The sequence below is a fragment of the Actinoallomurus oryzae genome, from assembly GCF_039541955.1.
Lineage (GTDB): Bacteria > Actinomycetota > Actinomycetes > Streptosporangiales > Streptosporangiaceae > Actinoallomurus > Actinoallomurus oryzae.
In genome coordinates, this window is the sequence record NZ_BAABHF010000062.1 from 37,743 (window position 1) to 54,465 (window position 16,723).

Consider the following 16,723-nt stretch of genomic DNA (forward strand, 5'->3'; position numbering starts at 1 on the left):
AGGCAACGAGATGACTACCAGCGTGCCTGATCGGGAGACTGAGCAGGTCCCCGAGCCGGACGCCCGGCGGGACATCCGCCGACTGGCTCTCCGCTCCGTGCTGCTGCAGGGCGCGTTCAACTACGAACGGTTCCAGAACCTGGGCCTGTGGTGGACGCTGCGCCCGTTCCTCGATCGCATCCACCGCGACCGGGATGAGCGAGCCGCCGCGTACAAGCGGCACCTCGTCTATTTCAACACTCACCCCTGGATCGTCGGCCCGATCCTCGGTGTCGTCGTCGGCATGGAGCGCCGCCGCGCCGAGGGTGCGGAGGGCCTCGACGACGAGGCGATCAACTCCGTCAAGGTCGGAATGATGGCGCCGCTGGCCGGCATCGGCGACTCCCTCCTGTTCGGAACGATCCGTCCGATCCTGGGCGGCGTCTGCGCAACACTGGCGGTGAGCGGCAACATCGCCGGGCCGATCATCTTCTTCGTCGCGCTGCTCGCCCTGCAGGCCGCCGCCCGCGTCTACGGAACCTCCCTGGGCTACCGGCAGGGCACCCGGTTCTTCGAACGGCTGGACCCGGAGGCGATCGACCGGGTCAAGGCCGGCGCCACCATGGTCGGCCTCGCGGTGACCGGAGCCCTGGTCGCCACGCTCCTGACGGTCAGCACGCCGCTCGCGTACCACAAGGGACACGAGACACTCAAAGTCCAGCAGTCGCTGGACCAGGTGCTGCCCGCCATGCTGCCGCTGGCCGCGACCCTGATCGTGTTCTGGCTGGTCCGCCGGCGCGTGTCCGCGGTCGTCGTCCTGCTCGGCGTCACCGTGGTCGGTCTGGTCGGCGGCTACTTCGGGGTGCTGGGGTGACGAGCGACGCGCCACACGCCGCGGACTACCTCACCGAGCTGGCCGGCATCATCTCCTCTCGCCGGACCGAGTGCGCCGAGCAGATCGGCGCCGCCGCGCAGGCGATCGGTGAGTGCGTGGCGGCCGACGGCATCATCCACCTGTTCGGCTCCGGGCACTCCCGGCTGGTCGCCATCGACGCGGCGGTCCGCGCGGCGACGATGACCAACGCCGAAGCGATCTGCCCGGACGAATGGGTCGGCCGGGTGGAACGCGTCGAAGGCATCGGCGAGATCGTGCTGAAGCGTTCGGACATCCGGGCCGGCGAGGTGCTCATCGTCATCTCCAACTCCGGCCTCAACCCGCTGCCGATCGAGGTGGCACGCGGCGGCGCCGCCCGGGGCGCCACCGTCATCGGAGTCGGGTCGGCGGCGCACTCGAAGGCCGGAACCAGCCGGCACAGCAGTGGCGAACGCCTCATGGAAGTCGTCGACGTCTTCCTGGACACCGGGGTACCGGCGGGCGACGCCCTGTTCCACCCGCCGGACACTCCGCCGGTCGGCCCGGCCTCCACCGTCGCCGCCTCGGCGCTGGTCCACGCGACCCTGGTCGAGGCGTCACGGTGGCTGGTCGACCACGGGCACGAGCCACCGATCCGGCGCAGCCGCAACCTGCCCGGCGGCGAGGAGCACAACACCGCGGTCGCCGCCCGCTACCTCGACCGGTTGCCGGAGCTGCGGTGGATGTGACGGCACAGCCGCCGGTACGAATCGGGTCGGGCAGCGCGACGGTCGCGCTGCCCACCCGGGTGCCCATGGCCGGGTACGGGGCTCGTCAGGCTCCCAGCTCCGGGGTCCTGCGGCCGTTGGAGGTCAACGTGATGGCGGTTGCGTGCGGCGATCGGGTGGTCCTGCTCATCACGCTGGACGCGATCGCGGTCGACCGGGGTTTCGTCCACCAGGTACGGCAGTCCGCCGCCACGTACGGCGTCGACGCCGACCACGTGCTCGTCGCGGCCTCCCACACGCACTCGGGGCCGGCCGGGCTGCGGGCCGGCGGCGCCGAGCAGGCGGAAGCGACCGATCCGGTGGTGGTCCGCGGCTACCTCGACGCCACCCGCAGGGCCGCCCACGCCGCGTTCGCAGCGCTCGGGCCCGCCAAGGTGAGCGTACGCTCGGGCCGGGTCGAGGGCGTCGCCGCCGACCGCAACGACCCGCTCCGGCCGGTCGACGCGACCGCCACCGTCCTGCGCGTCGCCGGCCCCCACGAGACCACCATCGGATACCTGTGGCACTTCGCCTGCCACCCCACCGTCCTCGGTGCCGGCAACACGCTCCTCTCCCCCGACCTGCCCGGCGACGTCCGGGCCGCACTACGCCAGGGCGACGACCTGCCGGTGCTGTACGTCAACGGCACCGCGGGCGACGTCAGTACCCGCTTCACCCGCCGCGAGCAGACCCCGCGGGAACTGGCCCGGCTGGCCGGCCGGGTCACCCGGGCATGGACCGGCCCCTGGCGTCCGATACGGCTCGCACCGCCGCGCGTACGCCGCGATCTGGTCGCGTTGCCGCCGGCCGCAGACGATCCGGAGACGACGCGCAGCCGGCTGGCGGCCGCGACCTCGGCGCTGGCGGACGTGCCAGACGGCCCACGCCGCCGGGCGCTGGAGACCGAGATCCAGGGACTGCGGCGGCGCCTGTCCAGGCCGTCCTCCGGTGAGCCGGCGGAGCCGGTGCTCGCCGAGGCGCACACGATCGTCCTCGGCGACCTCGCGCTGGCCGCCCTGCCCGGCGAACCGGTCACCGCGGTCGGTCGTGCGGTACGCGCCGCCGGCCGGTACCCGGTCACCCTGCCGGTCGGCTACGCCGGCGACTACATCGGCTACCTGACCACGGCCGACATGACCACCGGATACGAGGCAGAGGCGGCGCTCACCGCGCCCGGCGCGGCCGAGCTGGCCGCCGCGGCCCTGATCGATGGGTTCCATTCCATGGAGGAGCGATGAACGACGGGCGGCCGGTCGGCACCGGCACGGGATCGGGACGGCGGGCACTGACCGGCGGCCGGCTGCTGTGGCCCGACGGCAGGCTGCGCCGGGGCGAACTGGTGCTGCGCGGCGAGCGGATCGAGGCGGTGCTGCCGGCCGGTAGTGCCCTCGACGGCGCCGAGATCCTCGACGTCACCGGCTGCGTCATCGCTCCCGGATTCATCGACACCCACGTCCACGGCGGGCAGGGCGCGAACTTCATGTCCGCCGATCCGGCGCTGCTGGGTCGCATCTCGGCCTACCTCGCGGCCGGCGGCGTGACCTCCTGCCTCGCCGGGACCGCGAGCGTGGACGTGGCACGGACGGCGGACGCCATCGCCGGACTCGCCGCGCTCACCGGGCCGTCCGGTGACATCGGCCATGATGCCCCGGGCATCACGCTGCTCGGCATCCATCTGGAGGGCCCGTTCCTCAACCCGTCGTTTCGCGGCGTACACCGCCAGGAGAACCTGCGCGCCCCGGCCGCCGCCGAACTCGACCACCTGCTCGACCTCGCCGGCGGCGCGCTGCGGGTGGTGACGCTCGCCCCCGAACTGCCTGGCGGATCCGATGCGGTGCGCCGGCTGGCGGACGCCGGGGTGGTCGTCGCGCTCGGCCACTCAGGCGCCGACGACGCCCAGACGACCAGCGCCATCGATACCGGCGTGCGCCGAGCCACCCATCTGTTCAACGGACTGCCGCCGATCCACCACCGTGACCCAGGCCCCGTTCCAGTGTTGCTGACCGATGAACGGGTCCGCTGCGAACTGGTCGCCGACGGCCTGCACGTCGCGCCCCGGATGCTGCGGTTCGCCGTGGACGTCGCCGGACCCGGTCGGATCATGCTGGTGAGCGACGGTACCGACGTGGCGGGCCTGCCCGACGGCCGGCATCGCCGGTATGAGGGAACCGAGGTGCTGGTCCGCGACGGGCAGGCGCGGACCCTGTCCGGCGGGTTCGCCGGCAGCGTGACGCGGCTCTCCGGCATGGTCCGCCTGATGGTGGAGACGGCCGAGGTCGACCTGGCCGACGCGCTCCGGATGGCGGCCGAGACCCCGGCCCGCTCGCTCGGCCTGACCGACCGCGGCGTCCTGTCCCCCGGGACGTACGCCGACGTCGTCGTACTGGGCGGCGACCTACATGTCCGGTGCACCATCGCCCGCGGCGACGTGCTCTACAGCGCACAGGAGGAAACGACGTGACTCTGCAACTAATCCGGGTGGACGACCGGCTCATCCACGGCCAGGTGCTGGTCGGCTGGACCCGGTCGCTGGGCGTCGACCACATCGTGGTGGCCGACGACAAGGTGGGCGCCGATCCGCTGCAGACCACGCTGATGCGGATGGCGGCGCCGACCGGCGTCCAGGTCTCCATCTTCACGATCGAGCAGGCCGCCAACGCGCTGACCGGTGGAACGCTCGACAAGGACCGGGTCCTGGTACTGGTACGCGGCCCGGCCGAGCTGTCGCGACTGCGCGAGGCCGGCGTGCCGTTCGACCGGGTCAACGTGGGCAACGTGCACTCCGGTCCCGGCCGCAGCAAGCTCACCAAGGAGGTGTACGCCAGCCCCGAGGAGCTGGCGGTGTGGCGCGAGCTGGCGCAGTCCGGCGTGCATCTGTCCGCCCAATGGCTGCCCGACCAGGCACGCACCGACCTAACCCCGATCGTGCTGCGCGGTTGACCCCGGCCGAACAACGACTGGCGCCCAGCGACCCGGCCCGTGCCACTGCGGGAGACGGTACGCGCGGCGCCGGGCCAGCGGACAGGCATCGTCGCCGCACTCGCCCGCCTCGCGGATGACCGGCAAGCACAGAGCAAGAAGGAGTACCCGATGGCTGAACGTCAGGTGACCGTCGCTTCCCCGGTCGGGCTGCACGCCCGCCCGGCCGCGGCCCTCGTCAAAGCGGTCGCGGCCGCGGGCATCCCGGTCACCCTCGCCCGGGCCGGTGGCGCCCCCGTCGACGCGCGCAGCCTCCTGGCCGTCCTTTCCCTCAGCGTCCAGCGGGGTGACCAGGTGGTGGTCGCCGCACAGGGCCCGACGGCCGAAGACGTCCTGGACCGGCTCGCCGCGCTGCTCGAAACAGCCGACGAGCTCGGCTGATGGTCGAGGGGCAGTGATCGGAGGCGGCTGGGCCGGTGGGGCGGGTCAGTGTCACGGTCGCGCTGGCCAACCTGGAGGTGTTCGAGAAGGAGAAGATCCTCGAGAACGTCCGCGCGAACGAGGCCGGTTTCCGCGCCACTCTGGAGCGGCTGCACGACCTGCCCAGCGTCGAGTGACGGCGGCGGGGATTGTAGAACCCTTGGCACCACCGCCGGGTCACGGCGGGTCAGCCCGCGCCGCCGGCGCCGGTGCACTCCTTCAAGCCTACGCCGCCCAAGCCCGGTCCCGGCCAGAGCCGCCTCGAGCACGCGCTGCTTCAAGTAGTTCAGACAGGCCAGGTCTGGTGAAAAACTGGGGTCAAACTGGCTGAAATCCGCGCTTGAAACCCCAGGTCAGTGGCCAGCCTCGGGCCAATCGCAGTGAAAGGTCACAATGCGTCCGAGGACTATCACGGCGGGAGGCCGCTTCTCATCGGGATTCGCTTCCGACCGGCAGCGCCGCCTCTTATGAACAGTGATATCTGTTTGCTTGTTAGGCTGGGTTTCCGAGCCTGATCCGCGCTGGAGGACGTGAGTGCATCCGCTTCAGGCCGGCGACCCCGGCTGGATCGGCGAATACCGGTTGCTCGCCCGCCTGGGTGCCGGCGGCATGGGAACGGTCTTCCTCGCCCGGTCTCCGGGTGCCCGGCTCGCCGCCCTCAAGGTCGTACGGCCGGAGTTCGCCGCGGACGAGGGGTTCCGTGCGCGGTTCCGGCGGGAGATCGCCGCCGCCCGCAGGGTCAGCGGCCTCTACACCGCGCCCGTGCTGGACGGCGACGCCGACGCACCGCTGCCCTGGCTCGCCGTCCGCTACGTGGCCGCCCCGACGCTGGCCGAGGCCGTCACCGCCATCGGCCCGATACCGGAGGCCGGGCTGCGCTCGCTGGGCGCCGGGCTGGCCGAGGCGTTGCAGGCCGTCCACGCGGCGGGCCTGATCCACCGCGATCTCAAGCCGCGCAACATCCTACTGGCCGACGACGGCCCCAAGGTCATCGACTTCGGCATCAGCAAGGACGTCGACGCGTCGCGGCTCACCGGCACCGGAAGCCTGGTCGGGACACCGGCGTTCATGTCGCCCGAGCAGATCACCGACAGCGGGGGCATCGGGCCGGCGTCCGACGTGTTCTCCCTGGCGGGCGTGCTGGTCTACGCGGCCACCGGGGTCGGCCCCTTCGGCGCCGCGGACTCGGCCTCCCTGCTCTACCAGGTGATGTACGGGGAGCCTCGGCTGGACGGGGTGCCCGCGTCGCTGCGCGAGCTGCTGGCCGCCTGCCTGGACAAGGAGCCGGCCGGCCGCCCGGAGCTGCCGGCCGTGCTGGAGGCGTTCGCCCCCTCCGACCCGGCGGCGCTCATCTCCCTCGCGCTCCGCCGGGAGGTGGCGGCCCGGGAGGCGGAGGCCGCCGCGGTGTCGAGCGGGCCGGTCGCCCCGCCTCCGCCGCTGCCGCGACCGGACGAGACGGCCGCGGGCGGACCGAGCCGACGGCGCGTCCTGGGCCTGGCCGCCGTCGCGACCGTCGCGGTCGTGGGCGCCGGCGGCGGCGCCACGGCGTGGGCGCTGACTCGCCGGAGCGCGAAACCCGTCAGGCCGGCGCCCCGCGCGACCGGCCTCGTGGCCGCACCCACACCCAGCTGGATCCTCGCCTGGCCCGGGGATCTCGCCGACGGGCTGGGGCTGAGCGTCTCGTCGGCGGGCGGCATCCTGGTGTGGCGCGGGCACCAGGGGTTCTGCGGGGTCGAGGCCGCCTCGGGGCGTCGGCTGTGGACCCTCGACCGCCCGACCGGAGGCACCTTCACCCCCGGCTATCAGGTCTTCGGGAACACGATCTTCGGTCTCGGCCCCGCGGACACCGCCGAGGCGCACACCATCTCCATCATCGACGCGCCGACCGGGGCGGTCCGGTCGATCGAACTGCCCGGCGACGTCACCGAGCTCATCGACGCGTACGGGACGATCGGCGACACGGTGTTCGTGGGCGCGAGCGTGCGCCACACCGGCGAGCAGACGACCGTGCTCGCCGTGGACATCGGCAGCGGGCGGGTCCGGTGGCGCTTCCCCTCCGACTCCGACTCGGTCTCCGGCGTCGCCGACGGCGCCTCGCTGTACGTCATGACCTCCTCGAAGATCTTCGGCCTCGACGCCGCCACCGGGGCACGGCGGTGGACCCACACCTGGTTCACGGGCGATCTGAACAGGTCCAAGGCGTACCCCCTCAAGCTCGGCAACGGCCTGCTGTTCTTCGGCGCCACCGGCGACGCCAGCTTCCAGGCGGTCGGGACCCGCGACGGCGCCCTGGCGTGGAAGAAGCCCGCCGACGACGCCCAACGCCCCGTGCTGCCCCTGGGGCCGGCCATGGTGATGGTCGGGCAGAAGGGGTTCTACGCCTACGACCAGGCCTCCGGGGCCCTCCGCTGGCAGCAGACCTCCAGCCCGGTCGAGCTCGACTACCTGACCGGCTCGTCCTACGGTGGCTCCTCCCGCCTTCTCGCCGCGACGTTCACCGGCAGCTCGAACGCGACCCACGTCACCGAACACGCGGGCTTCTTCGCCGCCGGCACCGGCGACGGACCGGCGTGGACGCACTGGGGACCGGCCTACGACAGCGGCGAATGGGGCCTGGCCGTGTCCGGGTCGACGGTCTACGCGACCGACAACAAACGGTTGTACTGCTTCCGGGCAGGCTCCTGATGGCGGCCGGCGATCCCGAACGCATCGGCCCGTACCGGCTGCTGCGGCGGCTGGGCGAGGGCGGGATGGGCCGCGTCTACCTGGGTGCCTCGCCCGCGGGCCGGGCCGTGGCCGTCAAGGTCGTACGGCCGGAGCTGGCGGGCGACCCGATGTTCCGCGCGCGGTTCCGCGCCGAGGTCGAGGCGGCGCGGAAGGTCAGCGGTGCCTTCACCAGCCCGGTCGTGGACGCCGACCCGGACGGATCCGTGCCCTGGCTGGCGACCGCGTACGTGAACGGGCTCAGCCTGAAGGACGCCGTCGAGCGGTACGGCCCGATGCCCGAGCCGGTGCTGCGGACGCTCGGCGCCGGGCTCGGCGAGGCGCTGATCGCCATTCACCGGGCGGGGCTGCTGCACCGCGACCTCAAGCCGGCCAACATCCTGCTGGCCAAGGACGGTCCGCGGGTCATCGACTTCGGCATCAGTAGGGCCGCCGACGGCACGCGGCTCACCTCCGAGGGCCAGGTCATCGGCTCGCCCGGCTACATGTCGCCCGAACAGATCCGCGGCGAGGACCTGACCCCGGCGGGCGACGTGTTCGCGTTCGGCGCGGTGCTGGCCTTCGCCGCCACCGGCCGCCCGCCGTACGGCACCGGGCCCGTGCACACCGTCATCCACCGGACCCTGCACGAGCCGCCCGACCTGGACGGCGTACCTCAGTCGCTGGTGGCGATGGTCGCCGCCTGCCTGGGCGCGGACCCCGGCCGTCGCCCGCTCACCGGGCTGCTGACCCGGCTCCTGGCCGCCCGGCCGGTGGCGGACGGCTGGCTGCCCGACGGCATCGATCGTGAACTCGAGCAGCGCGAGCACACTCTCGTGCTGGACCTGCGGGCCGTCGCCCGCGCGTGGACACGACGCCGGCTGCTGCTGGGCGGAGCCGCGGCGGCCGGTCTCGCGGCGGCCGGCGGCGGCACCGCGGCGGCGCTGGCGGCGACGTCCCGGGGCGGGCACGCGCCGTCCGCGCCCAGGTTCCTGTGGCGAGCCACACTGCCGGTCGGCAACGACGCCCTGACACCCCAGATCTTCGCCCGTGCGGTCGTCGTCCTCGCGTCCACCAGGAGGTCGTCGGCCTACGACGCGGCCACCGGACGGAGCCTGTGGTCGGCCTCGATGCACGACTTCGCCACCGACGACACGCTCATCTACACGCCGTCCGCCAAGGACGGCGACATCGTCGCGATGGATCCCTACTCACGCGCGTGGCGCTGGAGCCTTCCCCGGCCGCCCGGCTTCACCGCGCAGGACCTGGCCGGCCCGGCCGACGGGTTGCTCACCCTGGTCGACGAGCACGGGACGGTCATCGGCGTCGACGCCCGTACCGGCAGGCGACGGTGGACCCACGACGCTCCGGCGACGACCCTGATCAGGGGCTTCCATGGTGGCGGCCTCATCGCGATGTCCGGCGGGGACACCGACGCCGAGATGCGCCTCTTCGCACTCGACGGCGGGACCGGCGCGGTCCGCTGGAACCGCCCGTACCCCAGAATGAGCATGGTCTTCCTGAGCACGGGAGACCTGGTCTTCGGCAACCCCACCGGAAACACGATCGAGGCACTGTCGGCCGCCACCGGCCGGACGGTCTGGACCGCCGACATCGGTGAGATCGGGGATCTCACGGTGGCGAACGGGACGGTCTACGTACGCGGCACCGTGCTCCACGCCCTGGATCTGGCCACCGGACGGCAGAAGTGGGCGTACTGGCCGGTCGTGCCGGGCGACCAGGAGCGCACCTCCCTGGTGAACGGCGGGCAGGCCTACGTCCTCGACAACCGGAACCTGATCGCGCTCGACGCCCGCACCGGACGCCGCCTCTGGTCGGCCGGCACCCCGGCGGACGACACCGCTCCCCTGATCGCCGCCAGCGGGCTGATCTGCACCGGAGTGGCCGCCACCACTGGGGCGGGCCTGTACGGCTGGAACGCGGCCACCGGCGAGCTGGTGTGGAACCACCCCGTGGCGTCTTCGGACATCGCCGACCACTGGATTCTGACCGCCACCGGGCCCGTCCTGACGGCCGTCCAGAACACCACTCTGATGGCCTTCCGCTTCGGGCGCGCCTGAAGAAAATCTCCGTCGCGATAGCGATTTCATCCGGTATATAGTCGCCACCGAAGATCGGTAAGCGATTTCCACCGACCTTGATCCGATTTTCGATTTCGGCCCATCGTCATTTTCTCAAGAGGGCCGCTGTCACGATCAGGCCATTGGCCGCAGACGGTCAGCCTCCACACGGCGACCGCATCGGCACCGGCGGTGACGAGCGACAGGTCCGGGGCGGCGGGGCCGTCGGCGTTCAGCCAACCCCCAGGCAAATCCGCACAGGATTCCCCAGCTCACCGCGTTTCGGACGCCACACCAAGGCCGACATAAGTGAATTTTCGTTTACCGCAAAAACGCGAAACTTGGTGACTACGACCGCACTTGTCAGGTGACTTAACACCAGCAACCGCCACAGGAATCCTGAATCGGACGTAGTGGGCTGCGTCGCGTGACGGATTCCGCGTACCGGCGGCCCACGCACCATTCCTAATGCGCCGCGCACCGGTCCGGTGGTGATGGGCGCGGGGGAACCTCTCGAATAGCGGGGAGAACATCAATGCCGGTCAAGCGCATCGAGTATGTCTTCGCCGAAAACGCCGGCCGGGTGAACGCGTGACCGCGGCACGGCCCGAGACGACGTGGCCCGCGCCGGTCTGCGGGACGTACGACGTGGCGATCGTGGGGCTCGGGTACGTGGGTCTGCCGACCGCGCTGGCGTTCCACGCGGCGGGGGGCCGGGTGCTGGCCATCGACACGAGCGCCGAGCGGCTCGCGAAGGTGCGGGACGGCGCGGTCGACCTCCTGGAGTCCGACCGCGCCCGGCTGGAGGCCGCCCTGTGCGACGACGGCTTCGCGCTGGTGGCGGACCCGTCCTACGCCTCGTGGGCGCGCGCTGTGATCATCTGTGTGCCCACCCCGGTCACCGCGCAGCTGGTGCCCGACCTGCGGGCGGTGGCGGTCGCCTGTGAGGCCGCGGTGCGCCAGGCGGTGCCCGGCCAAGTGATCATCCTGACGTCGACCAGCTACGTCGGCTGCACCGAGGACCTGCTCGCCGCGCCGCTGGCCGCCCGCGGGCTGCGTGCCGGGCAGGACGTGTTCGTGGCGTTCAGCCCCGAGCGCATCGACCCGGGGAACGACCGGTACACCCACGAGGTCGTACCGCGGGTCGTCGGCGGGGCCACTCCGCAGTGCACGGCCGCGGCGGCGAAGGTCCTGGCGCACTGCACGCGCAACGTGCACGAGGTGTCCTCCACGGGCGCGGCGGAGCTGACCAAGCTCTTCGAGAACACCTTCCGGGCGGTGAACATCGCCCTGGCCAACGAGATGGCCGAGGTGGGCCGGACGCTGGGCCTGGACATCATGGAGGTGATCAAGGCCGCCGCGACCAAGCCGTACGGGTTCATGCCGTTCTTTCCCGGCCCGGGGGCCGGCGGGCACTGCATCCCGTGTGACCCGCACTACCTGCTCTGGCAGCTGCGCGAGAAGCGGCTGCAGACCCCGGTGGTCACCGAGGCGATGGCCGCGATCGCGGGCCGCCCGCGCCGGGTCGTGGATCGGGTCCGCGAGGTGCTGTCGGACGCCGGCCTGGGCCTGGCCGGGGCGCGCGTGCTCGTGCTGGGCGTCGCGTACAAGCCGGACGTGGAGGACGTGCGCGAGTCGCCCGCTCTGGAGATCATGACCAGCCTGCTGGCGAGCGGCGCCACGGTCGACTACCACGACCCGCACGTCCCGGAGTTACGGGTCGGTGACCAGGTGCTCCGCAGTGCCGATCCGGTGGCCGTGACCACGGATCTGGTGATCGTGCACACGCGCCACCGCGCCATGGACCTGGGCTGGCTCCCGGAGGACCGGCTCGTCCTGGACACCACCTACCGGCTGCCCGGGCAGATCCGCCGGGTGGTGCTGTGACGGCCCGGCTCGCGTCCCTGGCCGCACTGGCCGGGACGCTGCTGATCTGCGTGCTGATCGGCTGGCACGTCGGGGTGAAGGTCGCCTTCCTGCGCGGCGACATCGTCACGCCGCTGTACACGATCCTCGTCAGCAGCTACGTGCTGAGCAGGTTCGTACTCGCCGCCTTCTACCGGGCGCCGCGCGACGCGGGCCTGACGCCGCGCGTGGCGATCGTCGTCCCGGCGTTCAACGAGGGCGCGGCCGTGGCGCGCACGATCCACTCGTGCATGGCGCTGGACTATCCGGCGGACCGCATGGAGCTCGTCGTCGTCAACGACGGCTCCACCGACGACACGTGGGAGCGGATGATCGCCGCGGCGGCCGACCATCCGCGCGGCGCGGTCCGCTGCGTCGACCTCGGCGAGAACCTCGGCAAGCGGGCCGCGATGGCGGCCGGCATCCGCGCCACCTCCGCGGAGATCCTGGTCTTCGTCGACTCGGACTCGATGCCGGCGCCCGGCGCGGTGCGCAAGCTCGTCCAGGGCTTCGCCGACCCCCGGGTCGGGGCGATCTCCGGCCTGACGTACGTGCGCAACGCGGAGACCAACACGCTGACCCGGATGCAGGCCGCGCGGTACTACGTGTCGTTCCAGCTGCTCAAGAGCGCCGAGTCGGTGCTGGGCGCGGTGACGTGCTGCTCCGGCTGCTTCGCCGCCTACCGGCGGGAGGCCGTGGCGCCGCTGCTGGACCGCTGGGAGCACCAGCGGTTCCTCGGCACGGCGTGCACGTACGGCGACGACCGGGCGCTGACCAACCGGGTCATCAAGGCCGGCTGGATCACCCGGTACGACTCCGAGGCCGAGGCGTGGACCGACGCACCGGACCGCTACCGCAAGTTCTTCCGGCAGCAGCTCCGCTGGAAGAAGTCGTGGAGCCGGGAGGGGCCCCTGCTGCTCTCCCACGTCTGGCGGAGCCGCACCCGCGCGCTGCCGTCGGTGGCGGTGCAGACCTGCGCGGGCCTGCTCAGCCCGGTCGTCATCGGGCTGACCCTGGCCCGGACCGTGATCGGCGGTCACTCGCCGCTGATCTACTTCCTCGGCCTCTACCTGGTGTCCATGGGGTACGCGCTGGTCTACCGGACGCTGCGGAACGACGGGATGTGGCTCTACGCCTTCCTCGGCACCTTCTTCTACATCGCGTTCTCGCCGCAGCTGCTCTGGGCGATCGCCCGGATCCGGGACGGCAAGTGGGGCACCCGGGCCGTCGACGAGGACGCGCCGCCCGCGTACCCGCGCGTGGTGGCGCGGACCGGGGCGGTGCGGGATGGCTGAGCCACGGCCGCTGGTCCGCCGGCCGTCCGCGGGCGTCCGGCTGGCCCGCACCGCCACCGGCGCGGTGTTCGTCGCCTCGCTCGCGGTGGTCGTGCTGGTGTGGATCACGGTCAGCCGCCCGTTCGACCCGCACCAGCGCCCGCCGGTGCCCGCGGTCATCGACGCGGCGACCACACGCGCGGCGGAGGAGCTGCCGGCCTACCCCGGCACGGTGGTCGCGCTGACCTATCACGCGGTGTCCGACGACGACCACGCCGGCAGCACGCTGACGCGGCGCCTGTTCGGCGAGCACCTGGCCGCGCTGGCCGCGGCCGGCTACCACACGGTCCGCCTGACGGACGTGGAGAAACTGATCTCGCACCAGCCGGTGCGGCTGCCCGCCAGGGCGCTGCTGCTCACCTTCGACGACGGCACGCTCACCGACTGGACGACCGTCGACCCGGTGCTGAAGAAGTACCACTTCAACGCGGTGGCGTTCCTCACCACGTCCAAGGTCGTGGCGGCGGGCACCCCGTCCTACTACCTGTCCACCCGGCAGCTGCGGGCGCTGCGGGCGAACGGCCGCTGGGAGTTCGGCTCGCACTCCGACGCGCTGCACTCCCAGACCCCGGTGCCCGGGGACCTGGCCCCGCCGATGAGCAACCGGATCCTGGTCCACGGGCACGAGGAGTCGATGTCCGCCTGGCGCTCCCGGGTCGCCGCCGACCTGGCGAAGAGCCAGCGGTTCTTCCACCGGGTGTTCGGCCGGCCGGCCGGCGCGTTCTCCTACCCGTTCGGCGATACCGGCAGCACCGGCAACACCCCGGCCATCGCCGCGGCGATGCCGGATGTGCTCGCGGACGCCGGCTTCGGTGCGGCGTTCGTCGGCGAGAACGTGCCGACCGAGCACGTGAACGCCATCTCCGCACGGTCCGCCCGCTGGACGCTGGAGCGCATCGGCGTCCGGGCCACCACGTCCGTGGCCGACCTGTTGGAGATGATCCGCGACGCCGTGCCGGTGGCCCCGCCGAAGGCGCTGGCCGGCCTGCCGTGGCTGGGCGACCTGGCGACCTGCCGGCGCCGGCCGGCGTCGCTGGCCGTCACCAGCGACACCTACGGCACCTGCCTGCTCGGCGGCGTGAACACCAGCCAGTGGGTGGACTACACGCTGGTCACCACGGTGCGCGGCATCTCGCGCCACGCGTCCGCCGTCATCGCGGTCCGCGACGGCGCGGGCGCCGGCCACCGGGGCCGGCTGGAGATCGTCCTCGGCGAGGGCTCGCTGGTCGTCCGCGAGCAGATCGGCGACGCCTCCCGCGTCGTCCTCGCCCGGACCCGGCTCGCGCCGGGCGGCGCCGTGCGGCGGATCCGCATCCTTCTCCGGCGCGACACCGCCGATGTCCGTGTCGGGAGCGCACGGCATCTCAAGGTCGCCTTCGACCGCCGGCTGCACGAGGGCGGCGTGAAGTTCGCCGTCGCCGCCGACGGCGGACGGCACACGCTCGTCTACGGCTCACCCCATCTGATCACCGGCACCACCTGACAGGGAGACCGTCCATGTCCCCTCCGGCATCCCCCCGACTCGCGACGCTGGGCGCCCTCGCCCTGCTCGCCCTCCTGATCCCCTGCCTGCCGCGTGCGGCGCACGCGGCCACCCACACCACCGTCTCGCTCACCTTCGACGACGGCATCAAGGACCAGTTCACCAATGCCCGGCCGCTGCTGCGGTCGCACGGCATGAACGCCACCTTCTACGTCATCAGCGGCCAGACCAACCTGAGCGGCTACATGTCGCGGGACGACATCTCCACACTCGCCGCCGACGGCGACGAGATCGGCGGTCACACGGTCGACCACCCGGACCTGACCACCCTGTCCTCCGACGACGTCAAGCGGGAGATCTGCAACGACCGGGTCACCCTGTTGGGCTGGGGCTTCACGGTCAAGAACTTCGCCTACCCGTTCGGCGCGGCCAACGCGTCGGTGGAGCAGGCCGCCGCGTACTGCGGTTACAACAGCGCACGTACGGTCGGCGGGGTCGTCTCGCCCGGCTCGTGCGACGGCTGCGCGTACGCCGAGACGATCCCGCCCGCGGACGCGTACTACACGCAGACGCCGGACTCCGTCCAGACCACCACGAGCCTCGCCCAGATGAAGGGCCTGGTCACCCAGGCCGAGCAGCACGGCGGCGGCTGGGTGCAGCTCGTCATCCACCACGTCTGCGACGGGTGCGACAACCAGTACGCGGTCTCGCCGAGCGAACTGTCGGACTTCCTGGACTGGCTCGCTCCCCGGGCGGCCGCCGGCACGGTCGTCAAGACCGTCGACCAGGTGATCGGCGGCACGCTGAAGCCCGGCGTGAACGGGCCGCCGCTCAACCCGCCGACCAGCGGGAACCTGGTGCAGAACCCCTCGCTGGAGAGCGCCGTGGGCAGCGTGCCGCGCTGCTTCCAGTACGGCGGGTACGGCACGAACACCTTCGCCTGGACCCGGTCCACCGACGCGCACACGGGCTCGTACTCCCAGAAGCTCGACGTGACCGCCTGGACCAGTGGTGACCGGAAACTGGTCACCACGCAGGACGCCAACACGTGCGCGCCCATCGCCACTCCGGGCCACACCTACACGTCCTCGATCTGGTACAAGGGCACCTGGGCGGCCGATGTCGAGGTCAAACTGACGCTCTACTACCGCACTACCGCGGGCACCTGGGTGTACTGGACGAGCGGCCCGGCCGTCCCGGCCACCGCCACCTGGACCAGCACGCCGCCCTACACCAGCCCGCCGGTGCCCTCGGACGCCACGGGTCTCAGCGTCGGCCTGTCCCTCGCCGGCACGGGGACGATCTACACCGACGACTACAACGTCACCGACACGGCGAACCCATGAGCGAGCGAAGCGCGGGAATCGAAGACACGCGCCGGTGGCCACCGCGTCCGGCGAAGGAGGCCCCATGAGTCGGCGCCGGGCGCTGGTGGAGCTCGGGGTGGGGGTGGGTTTCCTGGCCCTCACCTCGGCGCTCGCCGTGAACGTCCTGACACCGCCGGCCAAGCCCGCCGAGCGGGCCCGCCGGATCGTGACCAACGCGATGCTGCAGCAGGCGAGCACCGGCAACAAGTGCGCCCGCGGACGGGTCGCGCTCACCTTCGACGACGGTCCCGACATCTACACTCCGCAGATCCTCCGAGTCCTCACCGCCTACAAGGTGCGGGCCACCTTCTTCGTCATGGGCAAGAAGGCGACCGCGCGGCCCGACCTCATCCGAGCGGAGGTACGGGCCGGGCAGCTCGTGGAGAACCACAGCTGGGACCACCCGCACATGGCGGACCTGGATCCGGCGCAGATCCGCTGGCAGCTCGCGGCCACCCAGCACGCCGTCACGGCCGCCGGGGCGCCCGCGCCCGGGCTGTTCCGGCCGCCGTTCGGCAACACCAGCGCCCAGGTCGACACCACGGCCAAGGCGCTCGGGATGCGCGTCATCCGCTGGTCGATCGACACCAACGACTGGCGCGGTCGCGCGCCGGGCGACATCGCGGCCTCCGTCATCGACCAGGCCGTCGCGGGTTCGGTGGTGCTGATGCACGATGGCGTGCGTCAGTCGGCGGCCACCGTCCAGGCACTACCCACGATCATCCGCAGCCTGCGGACCCGTGGGTTCTGCACCGCCCTCGCCACCGGCTGACCAGGGGGGACCGTGAGACCACAGCGCCATGCAGCCGACCAGCCGCCCCGGCTCCGGCCGGTGCCAGCGCCTCCCGCGTC

The 16,723-nt window shown here is 72.3% G+C and carries 14 protein-coding genes; all 14 read left to right on the plus strand.

The window, feature by feature from the left end; genetic code table 11:
• Nucleotides 1-10: 10 nt before the first annotated feature.
• Nucleotides 11-853, plus strand: a complete 843-nt coding sequence (locus ABEA10_RS47230) for a PTS system mannose/fructose/sorbose family transporter subunit IID (protein ID WP_345475251.1) — start codon at nucleotides 11-13, stop codon at nucleotides 851-853.
• The gene (locus tag ABEA10_RS47235; protein ID WP_345475252.1) at nucleotides 850-1,581 is read left to right on the plus strand and encodes a sugar isomerase domain-containing protein; all 732 of its coding nucleotides are present in this window, start codon (nucleotides 850-852) and stop codon (nucleotides 1,579-1,581) included. The genes ABEA10_RS47230 and ABEA10_RS47235 overlap by 4 nt, the downstream gene beginning before the upstream one ends.
• The gene (locus ABEA10_RS47240; protein WP_345475253.1) at nucleotides 1,572-2,837 is read left to right on the plus strand and encodes a neutral/alkaline non-lysosomal ceramidase N-terminal domain-containing protein; all 1,266 of its coding nucleotides are present in this window, start codon (nucleotides 1,572-1,574) and stop codon (nucleotides 2,835-2,837) included. Before ABEA10_RS47235 ends, ABEA10_RS47240 begins: the two co-directional genes overlap by 10 nt.
• Complete coding sequence (gene nagA / locus ABEA10_RS47245) at nucleotides 2,834-4,060, plus strand: N-acetylglucosamine-6-phosphate deacetylase (protein ID WP_345475254.1); 1,227 nt, start codon at nucleotides 2,834-2,836, stop codon at nucleotides 4,058-4,060. Before ABEA10_RS47240 ends, nagA begins: the two co-directional genes overlap by 4 nt.
• Nucleotides 4,057-4,539: a PTS sugar transporter subunit IIB gene (locus tag ABEA10_RS47250; protein ID WP_345475255.1), complete on the plus strand. Its 483-nt coding sequence runs from the start codon at nucleotides 4,057-4,059 to the stop codon at nucleotides 4,537-4,539. Before nagA ends, ABEA10_RS47250 begins: the two co-directional genes overlap by 4 nt.
• A 150-nt stretch (nucleotides 4,540-4,689) precedes the next feature.
• The gene (locus ABEA10_RS47255; protein WP_345475256.1) at nucleotides 4,690-4,959 is read left to right on the plus strand and encodes an HPr family phosphocarrier protein; all 270 of its coding nucleotides are present in this window, start codon (nucleotides 4,690-4,692) and stop codon (nucleotides 4,957-4,959) included.
• 35 nt (nucleotides 4,960-4,994) lie between these two features.
• Nucleotides 4,995-5,135 (plus strand): hypothetical protein, encoded by a 141-nt coding sequence (locus tag ABEA10_RS47260; RefSeq protein ID WP_345475272.1) that lies wholly within the window; start codon nucleotides 4,995-4,997, stop codon nucleotides 5,133-5,135.
• Between the two features lie 397 nt (nucleotides 5,136-5,532).
• Entirely contained in the window at nucleotides 5,533-7,683 is a 2,151-nt protein-coding gene (locus ABEA10_RS47265) for a protein kinase domain-containing protein (RefSeq protein WP_345475258.1), read from the plus strand.
• Nucleotides 7,683-9,782: a serine/threonine-protein kinase gene (locus tag ABEA10_RS47270; RefSeq protein WP_345475259.1), complete on the plus strand. Its 2,100-nt coding sequence runs from the start codon at nucleotides 7,683-7,685 to the stop codon at nucleotides 9,780-9,782. The genes ABEA10_RS47265 and ABEA10_RS47270 overlap by 1 nt, the downstream gene beginning before the upstream one ends.
• A 591-nt stretch (nucleotides 9,783-10,373) precedes the next feature.
• A complete protein-coding gene (locus tag ABEA10_RS47275; protein WP_345475260.1) occupies nucleotides 10,374-11,669 on the plus strand; it encodes a nucleotide sugar dehydrogenase in 1,296 nt (431 codons plus the stop codon).
• Entirely contained in the window at nucleotides 11,666-12,982 is a 1,317-nt protein-coding gene (locus ABEA10_RS47280; protein ID WP_345475261.1) for a glycosyltransferase family 2 protein, read from the plus strand. The genes ABEA10_RS47275 and ABEA10_RS47280 overlap by 4 nt, the downstream gene beginning before the upstream one ends.
• Nucleotides 12,975-14,504 carry a polysaccharide deacetylase family protein gene (locus ABEA10_RS47285; protein ID WP_345475262.1) on the plus strand — a complete coding sequence of 510 codons (1,530 nt, stop codon included), beginning with the start codon at nucleotides 12,975-12,977 and terminating at the stop codon, nucleotides 14,502-14,504. The genes ABEA10_RS47280 and ABEA10_RS47285 overlap by 8 nt, the downstream gene beginning before the upstream one ends.
• 14 nt (nucleotides 14,505-14,518) lie before the next feature.
• Entirely contained in the window at nucleotides 14,519-15,850 is a 1,332-nt protein-coding gene (locus tag ABEA10_RS47290) for a polysaccharide deacetylase family protein (RefSeq protein ID WP_345475263.1), read from the plus strand.
• 64 nt (nucleotides 15,851-15,914) lie between these two features.
• Entirely contained in the window at nucleotides 15,915-16,643 is a 729-nt protein-coding gene (locus ABEA10_RS47295; RefSeq protein WP_345475264.1) for a polysaccharide deacetylase family protein, read from the plus strand.
• Nucleotides 16,644-16,723: the final 80 nt, after the last annotated feature.

Excerpts from the sequence above, each read along its gene's own strand:
- nagA (WP_345475254.1), top strand. The coding sequence starts at position 2,834 with ATGAACGACGGGCGGCCGGTCGGCACCGGCACGGGATCGGGACGGCGG.
- ABEA10_RS47255 (WP_345475256.1), top strand. The coding sequence starts at position 4,690 with ATGGCTGAACGTCAGGTGACCGTCGCTTCCCCGGTCGGGCTGCACGCC.
- ABEA10_RS47285 (WP_345475262.1), top strand. The coding sequence starts at position 12,975 with ATGGCTGAGCCACGGCCGCTGGTCCGCCGGCCGTCCGCGGGCGTCCGG.
- ABEA10_RS47295 (WP_345475264.1), top strand. The coding sequence starts at position 15,915 with ATGAGTCGGCGCCGGGCGCTGGTGGAGCTCGGGGTGGGGGTGGGTTTC.
- ABEA10_RS47290 (WP_345475263.1), top strand. The coding sequence starts at position 14,519 with ATGTCCCCTCCGGCATCCCCCCGACTCGCGACGCTGGGCGCCCTCGCC.
- ABEA10_RS47230 (WP_345475251.1), top strand. The coding sequence starts at position 11 with ATGACTACCAGCGTGCCTGATCGGGAGACTGAGCAGGTCCCCGAGCCG.
- ABEA10_RS47270 (WP_345475259.1), top strand. The coding sequence starts at position 7,683 with ATGGCGGCCGGCGATCCCGAACGCATCGGCCCGTACCGGCTGCTGCGG.